This is a genomic window from Veillonella criceti, assembly GCF_900460315.1.
Lineage (GTDB): Bacteria > Bacillota > Negativicutes > Veillonellales > Veillonellaceae > Veillonella_A > Veillonella_A criceti.
The window spans coordinates 378,934-393,659 of the sequence record NZ_UHIO01000001.1 but is presented as its reverse complement, the minus strand read 5'-3'; the positions used below and the strand labels follow the sequence as shown (position 1 = coordinate 393,659).

The 14,726-nt window shown below is 39.2% G+C and carries 14 protein-coding genes and 1 riboswitch; all 14 genes read right to left on the bottom strand.

What is annotated here, in order from left to right:
• Nucleotides 1-17: 17 nt before the first annotated feature.
• The 14 genes from rpe to gmk all read right to left on the bottom strand — a co-directional run bounded on the left by rpe (nucleotide 18) and on the right by gmk (nucleotide 14,723).
• Nucleotides 18-665 carry a ribulose-phosphate 3-epimerase gene (rpe, locus tag DYE54_RS01810; protein WP_115309626.1) on the bottom strand — a complete coding sequence of 216 codons (648 nt, stop codon included), beginning with the start codon at nucleotides 663-665 and terminating at the stop codon, nucleotides 18-20.
• 4 nt (nucleotides 666-669) lie between these two features.
• The gene (gene rsgA / locus DYE54_RS01805; protein WP_115309625.1) at nucleotides 670-1,530 is read right to left on the bottom strand and encodes a ribosome small subunit-dependent GTPase A; all 861 of its coding nucleotides are present in this window, start codon (nucleotides 1,528-1,530) and stop codon (nucleotides 670-672) included.
• Nucleotides 1,531-1,537: 7 nt separating this feature from the next.
• Complete coding sequence (gene pknB, locus DYE54_RS01800; RefSeq protein ID WP_115309624.1) at nucleotides 1,538-3,469, bottom strand: Stk1 family PASTA domain-containing Ser/Thr kinase; 1,932 nt, start codon at nucleotides 3,467-3,469, stop codon at nucleotides 1,538-1,540.
• Between the two features lie 15 nt (nucleotides 3,470-3,484).
• A complete protein-coding gene (locus DYE54_RS01795) occupies nucleotides 3,485-4,186 on the bottom strand; it encodes a Stp1/IreP family PP2C-type Ser/Thr phosphatase (protein WP_115309623.1) in 702 nt (233 codons plus the stop codon).
• Nucleotides 4,187-4,211: 25 nt separating this feature from the next.
• Nucleotides 4,212-5,252: a dual-specificity RNA methyltransferase RlmN gene (gene rlmN, locus DYE54_RS01790; RefSeq protein WP_115309622.1), complete on the bottom strand. Its 1,041-nt coding sequence runs from the start codon at nucleotides 5,250-5,252 to the stop codon at nucleotides 4,212-4,214.
• Between the two features lie 32 nt (nucleotides 5,253-5,284).
• Nucleotides 5,285-6,655, bottom strand: coding sequence for a 16S rRNA (cytosine(967)-C(5))-methyltransferase RsmB (rsmB, locus tag DYE54_RS01785; RefSeq protein ID WP_115309621.1), 1,371 nt, complete (start codon nucleotides 6,653-6,655; stop codon nucleotides 5,285-5,287).
• The gene (locus tag DYE54_RS01780) at nucleotides 6,648-7,418 is read right to left on the bottom strand and encodes a DUF116 domain-containing protein (RefSeq protein WP_115309620.1); all 771 of its coding nucleotides are present in this window, start codon (nucleotides 7,416-7,418) and stop codon (nucleotides 6,648-6,650) included. The genes rsmB and DYE54_RS01780 overlap by 8 nt, the downstream gene beginning before the upstream one ends.
• The gene (fmt, locus tag DYE54_RS01775; RefSeq protein WP_115309619.1) at nucleotides 7,411-8,385 is read right to left on the bottom strand and encodes a methionyl-tRNA formyltransferase; all 975 of its coding nucleotides are present in this window, start codon (nucleotides 8,383-8,385) and stop codon (nucleotides 7,411-7,413) included. The genes DYE54_RS01780 and fmt overlap by 8 nt, the downstream gene beginning before the upstream one ends.
• A 9-nt stretch (nucleotides 8,386-8,394) precedes the next feature.
• Nucleotides 8,395-8,907: a peptide deformylase gene (gene def / locus DYE54_RS01770; RefSeq protein ID WP_115309618.1), complete on the bottom strand. Its 513-nt coding sequence runs from the start codon at nucleotides 8,905-8,907 to the stop codon at nucleotides 8,395-8,397.
• Nucleotides 8,908-8,918: 11 nt separating this feature from the next.
• The gene (gene priA / locus DYE54_RS01765; RefSeq protein WP_115309617.1) at nucleotides 8,919-11,099 is read right to left on the bottom strand and encodes a replication restart helicase PriA; all 2,181 of its coding nucleotides are present in this window, start codon (nucleotides 11,097-11,099) and stop codon (nucleotides 8,919-8,921) included.
• A 156-nt stretch (nucleotides 11,100-11,255) separates the two neighbouring features.
• Nucleotides 11,256-12,446: a methionine adenosyltransferase gene (metK, locus tag DYE54_RS01760; RefSeq protein ID WP_115309616.1), complete on the bottom strand. Its 1,191-nt coding sequence runs from the start codon at nucleotides 12,444-12,446 to the stop codon at nucleotides 11,256-11,258.
• A gap of 54 nt (nucleotides 12,447-12,500) precedes the next feature.
• A riboswitch (SAM riboswitch) is annotated at nucleotides 12,501-12,601 on the bottom strand.
• A 59-nt stretch (nucleotides 12,602-12,660) separates the two neighbouring features.
• The gene (coaBC, locus tag DYE54_RS01755) at nucleotides 12,661-13,842 is read right to left on the bottom strand and encodes a bifunctional phosphopantothenoylcysteine decarboxylase/phosphopantothenate--cysteine ligase CoaBC (protein ID WP_115309615.1); all 1,182 of its coding nucleotides are present in this window, start codon (nucleotides 13,840-13,842) and stop codon (nucleotides 12,661-12,663) included.
• A gap of 37 nt (nucleotides 13,843-13,879) precedes the next feature.
• A complete protein-coding gene (rpoZ, locus tag DYE54_RS01750; RefSeq protein WP_115309614.1) occupies nucleotides 13,880-14,092 on the bottom strand; it encodes a DNA-directed RNA polymerase subunit omega in 213 nt (70 codons plus the stop codon).
• Nucleotides 14,093-14,105: 13 nt separating this feature from the next.
• Nucleotides 14,106-14,723, bottom strand: coding sequence for a guanylate kinase (gene gmk, locus DYE54_RS01745; RefSeq protein WP_115309613.1), 618 nt, complete (start codon nucleotides 14,721-14,723; stop codon nucleotides 14,106-14,108).
• Nucleotides 14,724-14,726: the final 3 nt, after the last annotated feature.

The following is a 14,726-nucleotide window of genomic DNA, read 5'->3' as shown; positions in this document are numbered from 1 at the left end:
GTCAGGAGCTTTTAGTATTAACCACGCAAAGAGCGAATCATCTCAGCCCGATCAGGTGCACCAAATACAGCCGACCCAGCTACGAGAATATCAGCCCCAGCTTCACGAACTAATGGCGCCGTTTCAAGATTAACACCGCCATCTACTTCAACAACGCCATTACTATTTTCATAATAATCAAATAATGCCTTAGCCTTTTTGATTTTTCGTACAGCGTGAGGAATAAATGATTGACCACCAAAGCCAGGATTAACGCTCATAATTAAAATCATATCTAAATCAGCGGCTATATCTTCTAACATAGCCACAGGTGTTGACGGATTCAATGATACCCCTGCTTTCATACCATATGATTTGATTTCTTGCACTAACCGATGCATATGTGGTGTCGCTTCTGCATGAAATGTAAAATATTCTGTTCCAATATCAGCAAAGGCTTTTACATAATCAGCTGGATTTGTTACCATCAAATGCACATCAAAAGGTAAAGCTGTGTGTTTACGCAATGACTTTATCACCGGAGCACCAAAGGTAAGATTGGGTACAAAATGCCCGTCCATGATATCAATGTGCAATAAATCAGCCCCACTTAATTCAATGTTTTTAATTTCTTCTTGTAAGCGCGCAAAATCAGCGGATAACATAGAAGGTGCAATTTTTACCATAGTCTCACCATTTCCTTTGACTGCGAATTTCTTCGCGAATGACTAAATAGGATTCATAGCGACCCGTACTGATTTGACCAGCCGCTAAGGCCTCTTTCACTCCGCATATCGGTTCATGTTCATGGTAACAAGGATTAAACTTGCAATTTTCTTCCACAGCTAAAAACTCAGGATATAAGGAAGTTAAACGTTCTTCTGAAATATCACTAAAATCAATAGCACTGAAACCAGGCGTATCCATAATAAAGGAATCACCATCTAAACTGTACAATGAAGCATGCCGAGTCGTATGACGACCTCTTTTTATTTTATCACTCACTGCCCCAGTTTGAAAAGCAAATGTAGGTTCAATGGCATTGAGTAAACTACTTTTGCCTACCCCCGATGGTCCAGCAAAAGCACTTACTTTATGGTGTAATTGTGTTTTTAAAACATCCAAACCTTCACCAGTCCGTGTAGAGGTTAAAATAACAGTATAACCAATTTGACGATATAGAGCTTCTAAAGCAGCCGTATTGTCATCTTGTAAATCACATTTATTAATACACAGCACTAAGGGAATATCAGCATGCTCAATCATAACAATTAATTTATTGAGTAATAACTCATTAATATCTGGTTCGTGAGCTGCAACAACTAATATGACTTGATCTAAATTAGCCACATGAGGACGCTTTAATTCATTATGGCGAGGTAGTATTTTCTCAATTGTTCCCGCCGGATCAAAGGTTACGCGATCACCTACTAACAAAGAATAACGACCTTGTTTCAAGCGACCACGCACCTTACACTCATGCATGTTGCCTACTTCATCCTGAACATAGAAATACCCATTCATATTTTTAATGACAATGCCTGTATTCATATTCCTCCTACAATGTTTGATCCTGTACTAAGGCACCATTTAAATATACCTGAATTTGAACCTTACCTGTTCCTGAAACATCTTTAACAATTCGTTCGCCTGGCTGCGCAGTGCCATCAAAGACAGTATGTGAACCTGCATCATCAGCCACTACAATGCGTACAGATTGATTAGCTTTACCAGAAGGAACCGTAATATCAACGGTACCCTTAGTGACTGTGTTATTTGTGGCCGTTGGAGCTGGTACTTCTTTCTTAACCTCACCAGTTAAAGAAACAGCTGTATTAGCATCTAAAGAACTTCCTGGTTCTGGACTTTGCGCTGTAACTAGCGCCGCCTCATCACTACTACCACCAATAGGGCCTACCGATAACCCTAAAGAACTCAAGGCTTCTTTTGCCTCTTTAATGGTCATACCAACTAAATTAGGTAATTCCACTTTCTGGCTCTTCACGCGATTGACTGTAATATCTACGGTCGTTCCTTTTGTTACTTTAGAGTCACCTGGAGGTGATTGCATAAGAATAACGCCATCTTCTTTCCCCTCTTCTGAAGCGGTTGTAATCTTACCAACTACAAGACCTAAACCTTTCAAGCGGCTTTTAGCTTGATCTAAGGTCATACCTGTTAAATCAGGCATTGTAATATCACCTACACCCTTACTTACTACCAGATGAACTGTTCGTTGCTCTTTCACCTGTTCGCCAGCTTCAGGGCTCTGTGAAATAACTTGTCCTGCTGGTACATCAGGATTAGAAACTTCACTAGTCGATACGCGCAAATGGTTATCTTCTAAAATATGTTTAGCCACTGATACCTGTTTACCTACTACATTAGGTACATCAACGGTAGCATTGCTCCAGAAATTGCCAAAACTCAAGAAAGCCCAGGCAAAAGCCAATAAGAATACAAAAAAGGCACCTAATAAAATATATTTTTGTGGCAAACGTGAAAGTTTAGCTAACCAGCCCTCTTTAATCGGTTCACCACCATAATAAGTATCCTCATCGTCTACATCGCCATAAGGTGATTCAGTAACTGGCACCATAACCTGAGTTCCGAAATCATGAGGCACCCGACGTCCGCTATTACTATTTACAAATCCTTGGGACATGCGAAGAGCCGCAATCATATCAGTAATATTACTAAAACGTTCTTCTGGACGTTTTGCTAAGGCTTTAATGACAGCCGACTCCAATAAGGTAGGAATACTCGGATTAAAACGGGTCGGCGGAATTAACTTTTCACGCACATGTTTCAAAGCTACACTAATAGGCGTTTCACCTTCATAAGGAACGCGCCCTGTTAGCATTTCATAAAGAACAGCCCCTAATGAATATATATCAGTACTTCCATTAACAGGTTTACCGCTCGCCTGCTCTGGCGATAAATAATGTGCCGAACCCATAATAGAATTAGTATACATCATTGTTGTGCCTGCATTCATAGCACGGGCAATACCAAAGTCAGTTACCTTAATACGACCTTGCTTGGTAATTAAGACATTATGAGGCTTTATATCACAATGTACAATCCCCATAGCATGAGCATGTTCTAGTCCTTCTGCAATGGCAATGGTAAATTTAACAGCATTATCAATAGATAACCGTTCATGTCGAGTAATATACTCTTTTAAGGTTTCCCCTTCAATATATTCCATAACGATGTAATGATAGCCTTGATCAAAGCCTACATCGTACATACTGACAATATTAGGATGACTTAATTTACCAGCTGCTTGTGCCTCTCGTTTAAACCGAGCTACAAAGTCATCATCACCAGCAAAATTTTGGTGCAATACTTTAATGGCCACGGGCCGGCCTAGCAATAAATCTTCCCCTTTAAACACATCGGCCATACCGCCAACGCCAATTTTAGAAATAATTTTATAGCGATTATCAAGGATTAAACCTTGTAATTTTGTTGCTGTTTCTTTCATGTTCTCACCTCACTCCTAGTCAATGGTGCCAATCACTATTGTTACATTATCACGAGCGCCATGATCATAGACTAAGGTCATCAAATCTTCCACAAGTCGATCATCCTTAGCTTCCTTGCGAAAAGCCTCTTCAATCACCGCTTCTTCAATATAACCAGTGAGTCCATCAGAACACAACAAAATTCTATCGCCTGATGCTAATTCTTTAGCACCACCATCAATATCAACAACAGGCCCAACACCAACCGCACGAGTTAATACATTGCGCTGTGGATGTTGCAACATATCATCAGCTGCTAATTCCCCCGCATCATACAAGGCTTGTACCATAGAATGATCAGTACTAATTTGTGTCAGTTGCCCCTCATGAAATACATAGAGTCGGCTATCGCCTACGTTGGCCCAATATAAGGTTGTTCCTTCCACATAGGCAACTACGGCGGTAGTCCCCATACCTTCTAATGCTGGAGTCGCCTGAACGCGTTCAAAAACGGCAGTATTAGCTTTGGCTACGGCTTGACGCAATGCGTCTACCGATACAGTTTGCCAATTTTGCATATCCGCCGCAATGGTGTCGACTACCATAGTACTAGCAATTTCGCCTCCTTTATAGCCACCCATACCATCAGTGACTATGCAAAAGGAATCTCCAATATAAAATCGATCTTCGTTGCGTTGACGCACTAAACCAATTTTACTCATGCCTATACTTTTCATAGGTCCTCCTTCACACATGCCTCAATTATTCTGACTGTTTTTGTGCATGTTGTACTTTTAATTGACCACAGGCCGCTTGAATCGCATCGCCCATTTCCTTACGCACCGTAACAGCCACACCATAAGAGGCCACAATATTTTTAAAGGCCTCCATTTGGCGTCGAGACGGTTTAAAAAGCTGAATATGTTCATTTCCATTCACAGGAATTAAGTTAACATTACAATTGGGGAAATCCTTTACTAATGTGCCTAGTTCATGAGCATTTTCAATAGATGAATTAATACCATCAATTAAAATATATTCAAAAGTAACTCGGCGATCTGTCTTTTCATAATACGTCTTTACTGCCGCTAAGACATTCTCTAAATTATAGTGAGCTCCAATCGGCATAATTTCACGTCGAATGGCATCATTCGGTGCATGTAAACTAAGGGCTAATGTAATAGGAATTCCTTCATCAGCTAATAAATAAATATTTTCAACAACCCCACAAGTTGATAAGGTCATACGACGATACCCTATATCAAACGCTTCTTTTTCGTGAAGCAAACGAAGCGCATTAATTGTGTTCGTATAATTTTGAAGTGGTTCGCCAGCCCCCATAACAACAATAGAGTGAATACGCTCTTTTAGGAGTGATCCAAATAATAATACTTGAGCCACTATTTCGTGAGTGTCCAGGTTACGATACAACCCACCTGTCGTTGAAGCACAGAATACACACCCCATGGCACAACCAACCTGCGAGGAAACACAAACTGAATTGCCATAATGTTGCTTCATCAAGACTGTTTCAACTTGATTACCATCAGATAATTTCAATAACAGTTTTTTGGTTAATCCATCGGGTGCCGTCTTTTCCGTTACAATTTCAGGAATCGAAATCGCACAATGAGTTGTTAACCAATCTCGCATATTGCCTGGCAACTGTTGCATAGCTTGAAAATCAAAAATATAGCGCTTATATATATAATCCATAATTTGCTTAGCTCTAAATTTTGGAAACCCTGCTTCCACAATTATAGCTTGCAATTCAGTGAGGTTCTTACCTAATAATTCTATCATAATTATATCCTTACGTAATCAATTTTATAAGATTACCCTTGTTTTCTAAGACGAGCTATAAAAAAACCATCCATTTCATCTCGTTGTGGCCACAAGGTAATCATAGGTCCCGTTACTTCAAATGGCAAAAATGGAGCCGCATCCTCTAAGGAAAATTCTTGATGACTAGCTAAAAATGTAGTAACAACATCTTCATTTTCAGCTTCATTTATCGTACACGTAGAATATACTAAAACGCCACCAGGTTTAACTGCCTTAGCTGCTTGTTCTAAGATTTGGAGTTGTAAAATAGGCAGCGTAGTCAACGATTCAGCAGATTTATGCCAACGCATATCGAGTTTTCGCTGTAAAATACCAAGACCAGAACAAGGCGCATCAACTAATACCTTATCAAAGGAACCGCCCCATTCACTCGGTAAACGTGTCGCATCTTGTAATTGAAATGCTACATTAGTAACACCTAAACGTTTAGCATTCATTTCCATAAGGCCTAATTTATGTTCATGAATATCATCAGCTACAATATGACCTTTATTATTCATTCGTGCTGCCATATGCATCGTTTTACCACCGGGAGCGGCACAACAATCAAGAACGCGTTCGCCCTCTTTTGGATCCACTACATAGGCCACTGCCATAGACGCTTCATCTGAAAATGTTAATAGACCCTCTTTTACTAATGGGGATGATTCTAAAGAGCCTCGATGTTTAGTAATGTAGATAGCCTCTGGTACCTTACCCGTCGGTACAGCATGCCAGCCCTCTTTTTCAATAGCAACCATTGTATCAGAAATTGAATTTTTTAAAGTATTGATGCGGGCTGTTAAACGAGGTCGTTCATTAAACCAAACACATAAACCAATTGTTTTTTCTTCCCCATAAATAGCTAGCCAATGTTCTAATAGCCAAATAGGTTGATTATAAATAAAGGCGAGTCGTTCTACGTCACTCTTAGCTAACTCATCAATGCTAAATGCCTCTCGATTTCTCAAAAAATTACGTAATACGCCATTGACGAAGCCATCAAGACCACGGGCCATTTTCTTTGCTAATTTTACACTTTCATTAACGGCTGCACTATCTGGTACTTTGTCCATATAAATCAATTGATAGAAACCTAATCGTAATATCTCTACCACAATAGACGATAATTTACGTAATGGTCGCTTAGCCAATGCTTCAATAATAGCATCCAAATAATTACGTCGTCGAACAACACCGTATACAAGCTCTGTAAAAAAGCGTCGATCCACATCACTTAATTGATGCTCAGCTAATACCTGCTGTAATACAATATTGGCATAAGCACCATCACGATTAATGGTTAATAAGGCCTGTACAGCCAAACGTCGAATATTAACTTGTCCTTGTTGAATTCTCCCTGATTTTTGTACCTTATCCATTAATTAGTTTCTCCACGACTTCCTTAATCCTATCTGTATCTACCCGTGTATTGCAACAAGGCCCACAAGGTCTTTCATTTAATACACCAATAACAGGTATAGGAAATACATCATTCATACCACTTACCAAATCTCGTTCACAAGCAATCGCTACAATGGCTTTAGGGCGAATGTTTTTAATCATTAATCTAGCAAGCGTACCACCTGTAACAACAACAAATTTACAACCATAGGTGTCAGCAATATCAAGCAAAGTGCCTACTTGACAACGGCCACAACGTTTACAATTATGTACATCAGTTGTCACTTTATGTACACAGTCACTCTGTTGTAAACAATGCGGTGTTAATAATAACACTCGTTCAGCTGGTACCTTATATAAATTAAGTTCCACTAAATGATTGATTAAATCAATGAGGGCTTGGCTTGCTTTATCTTTTGTGATTCCCACCACTTTACCGATTAGTAAGACTAATGGAAAAAAGGCATAAAGCCATCGATTGCTAATCCGAAGCCAAATCGGATGTATTCGCAAATGATTGGTTGAAGCCAACGCCATGCTTCCCCACATTACCCAACATAGCAAGGGAAAGACTGCTAACATAACTTCTGCTGTAATAGCTACGCCTTCCCCCCAACGATGTAGGCCAGGCCATAGTAGATACCCTAATACGCCCCATAATAAGGTAAGAATAACAAATACTGCAAAAGTTAATTTAAAATACAAAGGATATTGTCCTAAGCTTTGTTGTTGATTACGCATTCAGAATTAGTCCTGCCTTTACTTGATGACCACGACAAAAATCGCCAGCATTCATGCGTTTCTTGTTATCTGGCTGTACTTCAAAAACTTCTAATACACCATTACCAGTCGCTACAAGGAAACTTTTCTCTTTTACCCCTATAATAGTCCCTACAGTAGCTGTTTTGGCTGTTTCAATTAACGACAAATCTAAAGTTTCAATCGTTACTTCACTTGCTTGCCAAACTTTAATTCGTTTTCCCTCATCAAAAAAAGTAAAACAACCTGGTGCTGGACTAAGGCCACGAATCTGATTGGCTATTTCAAAGGCACTACGGTGCCAATCTATAGCGCCCATCTCCTTAGTAATTTTATTCGCATAAGTAGCCAGCTCATCTTCTTGAACTACAGGCTGCAAAGTACCTGCCATAGCTTTAGCAAGCACTTCATTAATGACCTGTCCCCCTATCGGTGCTAGGCGATCAAATAATTCTCCTGTTGTTTCACCAGCTTTAATCGATACAGGAATAATGTCTAACATATCACCGGTATCTAGGCCATCATTCATTTGCATAATAGTAACACCGGTTTCTGTATCACCATTTAAAATAGCCCAATGAATCGGCGCGGCTCCACGATATTTAGGCAATAAAGAAGCATGTACATTAATACAGCCATATTGGGGCAATCGAATTAACCATGGTGGTAAAATTTTGCCATACGCTACGACAACAACTACATCCGGAGCTAATGTACGAAGTAATGTTTCCGAATCTTCATCGCGTAACGTAATAGGTTGATAGACTGGCAATTCGGCCGCTAACGCACATTCCTTGACAGGTGGCATTTGTACTTTTTTACCACGTCCTTTTTGTTTATCGGGCTGACAAAAAACACCTACCACTTCATGAGGCCCCTCAATGAGTGCCTGTAAGGTAGGCACTGCAAAGTCCGGTGTTCCCATAAAAACAACGCGTAATGAATCCATGAATGCCTCCTATGCCTGTGCTGGTTCTTTTACAATTTCAGCTTCTGCCATAGCCACTGCATTTTCATCTTTCAATTTATAAGCAGTTTCTACTTTTTCAATAAATAAAATACCATTTAAATGATCAATCTCATGTTGAATAATACGGGCTAGAAAGCCTTCAGCCTTTAATTTTTTCTTTTTATTATGTCGATCTATATAATGAACTTCAATATCTTGATAACGCTTTACATCACCAAAATAGCCAGGTACACTAAGACAACCTTCGACCCCGACTTGTTCACCATCAGCCTTAACAATTTCAGGATTGATAAATTCTTGTAAACCTGTACCATCGTCAACAACAATAATACGTTGAGACACATTCACCTGTGGAGCGGCTAAGCCACAACCATCAGCCACACGCATAGTCTCTGCCATATCATCTAATAACTGGCGTAATTTTTTATTCACAAAGTCAACTGGCTCTGCCACTTTCTTTAATACGGGATGTCCCGCTTTTACAATATCTAAAACTGCCATATATCCTCCTATCAAACAGGATCTACATCAATATGTAATCCTTCTTGTGTAAAAATCCACGAATTATATATAAAGTCTTTAATTGACTTCAAATCATTACCTCGTACCATAATAGCCACACGATACAAATCACGTACTTTCTTGATACCTTCTTCGTAAGGTCCCATAATATCAAGTTCACCAGGAACAAGAAACACCTCTAAAGCGTTTACAATTTTCTCAGCTATAGCCATGGCCTTAGCTTTATCTTTATGTTGAATTCGAAAATGTATCATCGCACCTAACGGTGGATATCCTAACATTTCACGCGCTTGTATTTCTTCTTTATAAAAGCCAATATAATCATGAGCCTTACTCTTTATTATAGCATAATGTAAAGGGTTATAGGTTTGAATTACTACTTGCCCCTTTCCATTACTGCGTCCAGCTCGTCCTGCCACTTGCGTCAACAAGTCAAATGTTCGCTCTGACGCACTATATAAGGGAATATTTAGTACCGAATCTGCTGTCAATACACCTACGGCTGTAACACCTTTAAAATCATGACCTTTTGCTACCATTTGGGTACCCAGTAGAATATCATACTGTCCCGCACCAAAATCAGCAAGAATTTGTTCACCCTGCCCCTTCTTAGTTGTCACATCTTGATCGAGCCGAGCAATACGTGCCTTTGGGAAATTACGCTGTAGTTCCTCTTCTACTTTTTGCGTGCCCGATCCAAAGAATTTAATCTTCTGACTCCCGCAATGAGGACATACTCTTGGCACTGGTTCATGATATTCACAATAATGACAACGCAGTGCCTCACCACTTTGATGATACACCATCGCCACATCACAATGAGGACATTTAATGGGCTCGCCACATTCACGACACATGACAAACGTACTATAACCACGACGATTTAATAAGATAATCATCTGTTCCTTATTACCTAAAGTCTGACGAATTAAATGACTCATAGCGCCTGAAAAGACAGAGTAATTGCCATACATCATTTCTTCTTTCATATCAATAATCTGTACCTTAGGCAACGGTTGATGAAAAATTCGATGTTTCAATTCTAATAAACGATATATTCCCTGCATAGCTAAATAATAGGACTCAATCGACGGTGTAGCTGAGCCTAATATTAAAGGACAATGATTCGCTTCAGAACGCCATTTAGCAACCTTGCGTGCGTGGTAACGGATCATGTCTTCTTGTTTATACGAAGTATCGTGTTCTTCGTCCACAATAATGAGCCCTATATCGTCGGTAGGCGCGAATATAGCTGATCGAGCGCCAATAATAATATGACTATCTTTGCGGCGTAATCGTTCCCAATTATTATAACGTTCACTAATCGTTAACTTACTATGAAATACAACAACTTCATCACCAAAAGCCTCTACAAATCGAGTCACAATTTGATTCGTTAGCATGATTTCAGGGACCAACACAATAGCAATGCGATCGTTAGCAAGACACTCACTAGCTGCCTTCATATAAATTTGTGTTTTACCACTCCCCGTAACACCATGTAATAAAAACGTATCCGCTGTACAAGTTGTTACAGCCCTTTTGATTGGTTCATAACACTGTTGCTGCTCCTCAGTAAGTGGTAGTTCCTTTACCACACAAGCATTGAACTTCGTCTTAGTCTGTGTATACCGTTCCTCTACTATAATACCTTCATAAGTCATGACTTGTTTAATAACAGGCAAGGTAAAACCGTCTTTTTGTAAACTATGAACAGAAGCTGTACCTAACTCTTGTAAATAAAATCCCAATTCACGTTGCCGTTTCCGTTTCATAGGAATATGTTCTGGTTGAAACCACGGTTGCACTACTAGCCACTGTTCTTTAGGGCGTTCATAACTTTTCAATTGTTTTTTATCAATCGTAAATAAACTCAGCGCTTCTGATAAAGCACATAAATAATATTTACTTAATTTTTTGGCCGTACTTAACATTTCAGAAGTAAACCAAGGGTCTTTATCTAACACTGCTTGAATCGGCTTAATTTCATAGGTAGGAGCTTCTGCTAAGTCACGATAGCCAATGAGAATCCCTTCCTCTTTTGTTCGCCCCAAAGGGACAGCCACCCGTGTACCAGGAGCAATCTCACCTAAATGTGGTGGTACAGCATAGCTGAATGGACTATTCATTTTCTTTGCTGGACGATTGATAATAACCTCCGCTACACGCATACTATCCCTCCTTTGCAGTATTTTTTATTATACCATTTTTTTCGATATTTTTAAATAAAGGGCCGACTGTAAAGACATAAAAAAATCGTCATACAAATAACAAAACGACAAGGTTCACTAAAGTGCCGAATAAGTATTTGTATGACGATATTTTAATTATAAACCAGCTTCTTTGCGAAGAACATCCGCTTTATCAGTATGTTCCCAAGGAAGGTCAACATCTGTACGACCAAAATGACCATAGGCTGCTGTCTGATGGTAAATTGGACGAAGCAAGTCAAGCATTTCAATAATACCTGCTGGACGAAGGTCAAAATGCTTCTTAACAAGTTCAGCAATTTTTTCTTCCGCCACCTTAGCTGTGCCAAAAGTTTCTACCATAATAGATACAGGTTTTGCTACACCAATGGCATACGCAATCTGAATTTCACATTTATCAGCAAGACCAGCCGCTACAATGTTTTTAGCAACGTAACGAGCGGCATACGCTGCACTGCGGTCTACTTTTGTAGGATCTTTACCGGAGAAAGCTCCGCCCCCATGACGAGCCATGCCACCATAAGTATCTACAATAATTTTACGACCAGTTAAACCAGCATCCCCTTGAGGGCCACCAATTACGAAACGGCCTGTTGGATTGATAAAGAATTTCGTATTTTCATCAACGAAACCTTCTGGCAATACAGGTTTGATAACTAACTCTTTAAGATCAGCTTCAATTTGTTCACGAGAAACTTCAGGACCATGTTGTGTAGAAATTACGATGGTTTCAATACGTTTAGGAACGCCATCTACATATTCAACAGTTACCTGAGTTTTACCATCGGGACGAAGATAAGGTAATACACCTTCTTTACGCACTTTAGTTAATTGGCGGGATAAACGGTGAGCTAATGCGATTGGCATAGGCATGAATTCTTCAGTTTCATTTGTTGCATAACCAAACATCATCCCTTGGTCGCCAGCCCCAATTTTATCAAATTTATCGCTACCACCTTCGCGTGTTTCAAGCGCATCATCAACACCCATAGCAATATCGACAGACTGTTCATCAATTGCTACATTAACACCGCAAGTGTCGCAGTCAAAACCATATTTAGCACGCGTATAACCAATTTCACGAATCGTCTCACGGACAATATGATTAATATCTACATAACATTTAGTGGAAATTTCCCCCACTACATGAACCTGACCTGTTGTTACCAATGTTTCACAAGCAACATGAGCCGTTGGATCTTGTGCAAGGATTGCATCAAGCACAGCATCCGAAATTTGGTCAGCAATTTTATCAGGATGACCTTCTGTTACGGATTCTGATGTGAAAAAAACATGTTTTTCAGCCATTTACCCATTACCTCCATAAAAAAATTCCTCATCAGCCAAGCGATGAGGAATCAAACCCCATCTTTCGGCATATTACCGTCGGACTTAGCACCTTTTCAAAATGAATGGTTGCTGTAGCTTCACAGGGCCTTTCCCTCCACTACTCTTGATGAGACAAAAGTTACTATTAAATTAATTGTGATAGTTCATATCACTGATTCATTATACAATAGAATCACAATTCTGCCAAGGCTGAAATAATTCGCTTAGCTACATCAATTTTTGTCATAAGTGGTAAGGGCCGAACTTGACCACCTGGATAAATTAAAGTTACTTCATTAGTATCAACATTAAAGCCTGCATTTTGTTTACTTACATCATTAGCAACTAACATATCAAGATTTTTGTTGAGCACCTTCGATTTGCCATACTCAATAACATTTTGTGTTTCAGCCGCAAAACCTATCAATTTTTGATGAGTTTTATTCGCACCTAACCCTTTTAATATATCTGGATTTTTTACTAATTTAAGTTCTAATGTATCCATCTTCTTAATTTTAGTATCCGCCATATTTTCGACTCTAAAATCAGCTACAGCCGCGGCCATAATAACAGCATCACACGCTTCATAACGACTATTAACCGCTTCTTCCATAGCTCTAGCAGATTCAACAGATACTAATTCTACCCCAAAAGGAACTGGTAAATTGGTAGGCGCTGAAATTAAAATGGTGCGAGCACCCGCCAATGCTGCTTGCTCTGCAATCGCATAGCCCATCTTACCACTAGAACGATTGCCAATAAACCGAACTGGATCAATGGCTTCTTGCGTACCACCAGCTGTTACGATTACTGTTTTATTAGCTAGTAAATCTGTTTTCATCATATGGAAGGATAACCATTCCACAATTCGCGCTGGTTCAGGCAAACGACCTTTACCAGTCACACCACAAGCTAAATGGCCACTATCAGCCTCTAAAATATGCATACCTAATTCACGTAAGGTATTCATATTCCGTTGTGTAACAGGATTTTCATACATGTTAGTATTCATTGCTGGACATAAGAAAATAGGCGCTTTTGTTGCCATAAGTTGTGTAGTTAGCATATCATCAGCAATCCCAGAAGCTAATTTACCAATCACATTGGCAGTAGCCGGTGCTACAATATAGGCATCGGCCCAAGTAGCTAATGCAATATGTTCTACATTCCAATCATGCACATCTTCAAACATTTTAACAGCTACTGGATACCCACTAATTTCTCCAAATGTCATGGGCGATACAAATTTAGTCGCATTTTCAGTCATAACGACTTTAACGTCCGCCCCTAATTTTCGAAGCCGACTAACCACTTCCACTGCCTTATAAGCAGCGATACCACCAGATACACCTACAATTACGTGTTTATTTTTCATCCTCAACACCTATTATAATTCTCTGTTTCTTACAGGTTTATTTAATACCATCTTTAGTACGAGCAAAACCAATCTTATCTTCAGCAATTTCATGAAGAGCTACTGACACTGGCTTATCAGTATCAAGCCCCGTTACCATTGCTTCATCACCATCGGTTAATTCACGAGCTCGTTTAGCTGCCAATGTAACTAAGGTATATTTACTGTCTACATGTTTTTCCAAATCCTTTAATAAAGGTTTTACCATCATAACGCATTACTCCTTATTTTGCATATTGTTTATAAATATATTGTATTTTTTCTTTATTTCGTTTAATTTTACAAGCTTCAGCTCGTAAAATAGAAGCTACTTTTTCAACAGCATCTGGCAACACATCATTCACAACAATATAATCATAACGATGTGCCAACGCTAATTCAGAACTAGCTTTAGATAAACGTTTATCAATAACTTCCGCTGCATCCGTTCCACGATCTCTTAAGCGATTAGATAAAATATCTAATGATGGTGGCACAATATAAATAAATACAGCTTCACTAAAGCGCTCTTTAACTTGCATTGCTCCTTGAATGTCTATTTCTAATATGACACTTTTGCCTTCACTTAATAAATCCATAACATGCTGTTTTGGTGTACCATAATAATTATCATATACCTGTGCATATTCTAAGAATGCATCTTCTTCAATAAGACGTTTAAACTCTTCTTTGTCTCGAAAAAAATAACTAACGCCTTCTTCTTCACCTACTCGGGGTGCTCGAGTAGTCATTGATACAGAATATACAAGATTTGGCATTTGCTGACGCAAGGCTGCGCAAATAGTTCCTTTACCTGCCCCTGAAGGACCAGATAAAACAATCAAAATCCCTCTATCCGTCATAAT

What these genes read in the sequence shown, in the direction of transcription:
- rpoZ (WP_115309614.1), bottom strand. Translation starts at nt 14,092, where the DNA reads ATGATGGTAAAACCTTTATTAAAGGATTTGGAAAAACATGTAGACAGT.
- gmk (WP_115309613.1), bottom strand. Translation starts at nt 14,723, where the DNA reads ATGACGGATAGAGGGATTTTGATTGTTTTATCTGGTCCTTCAGGGGCA.
- coaBC (WP_115309615.1), bottom strand. Translation starts at nt 13,842, where the DNA reads ATGAAAAATAAACACGTAATTGTAGGTGTATCTGGTGGTATCGCTGCT.
- metK (WP_115309616.1), bottom strand. Translation starts at nt 12,446, where the DNA reads ATGGCTGAAAAACATGTTTTTTTCACATCAGAATCCGTAACAGAAGGT.
- pknB (WP_115309624.1), bottom strand. Translation starts at nt 3,469, where the DNA reads ATGAAAGAAACAGCAACAAAATTACAAGGTTTAATCCTTGATAATCGC.
- rpe (WP_115309626.1), bottom strand. Translation starts at nt 665, where the DNA reads ATGGTAAAAATTGCACCTTCTATGTTATCCGCTGATTTTGCGCGCTTA.
- DYE54_RS01780 (WP_115309620.1), bottom strand. Translation starts at nt 7,418, where the DNA reads ATGCGTAATCAACAACAAAGCTTAGGACAATATCCTTTGTATTTTAAA.
- rsmB (WP_115309621.1), bottom strand. Translation starts at nt 6,655, where the DNA reads ATGGATAAGGTACAAAAATCAGGGAGAATTCAACAAGGACAAGTTAAT.
- rlmN (WP_115309622.1), bottom strand. Translation starts at nt 5,252, where the DNA reads ATGATAGAATTATTAGGTAAGAACCTCACTGAATTGCAAGCTATAATT.
- priA (WP_115309617.1), bottom strand. Translation starts at nt 11,099, where the DNA reads ATGCGTGTAGCGGAGGTTATTATCAATCGTCCAGCAAAGAAAATGAAT.
- DYE54_RS01795 (WP_115309623.1), bottom strand. Translation starts at nt 4,186, where the DNA reads ATGAAAAGTATAGGCATGAGTAAAATTGGTTTAGTGCGTCAACGCAAC.
- def (WP_115309618.1), bottom strand. Translation starts at nt 8,907, where the DNA reads ATGGCAGTTTTAGATATTGTAAAAGCGGGACATCCCGTATTAAAGAAA.
- rsgA (WP_115309625.1), bottom strand. Translation starts at nt 1,530, where the DNA reads ATGAATACAGGCATTGTCATTAAAAATATGAATGGGTATTTCTATGTT.
- fmt (WP_115309619.1), bottom strand. Translation starts at nt 8,385, where the DNA reads ATGGATTCATTACGCGTTGTTTTTATGGGAACACCGGACTTTGCAGTG.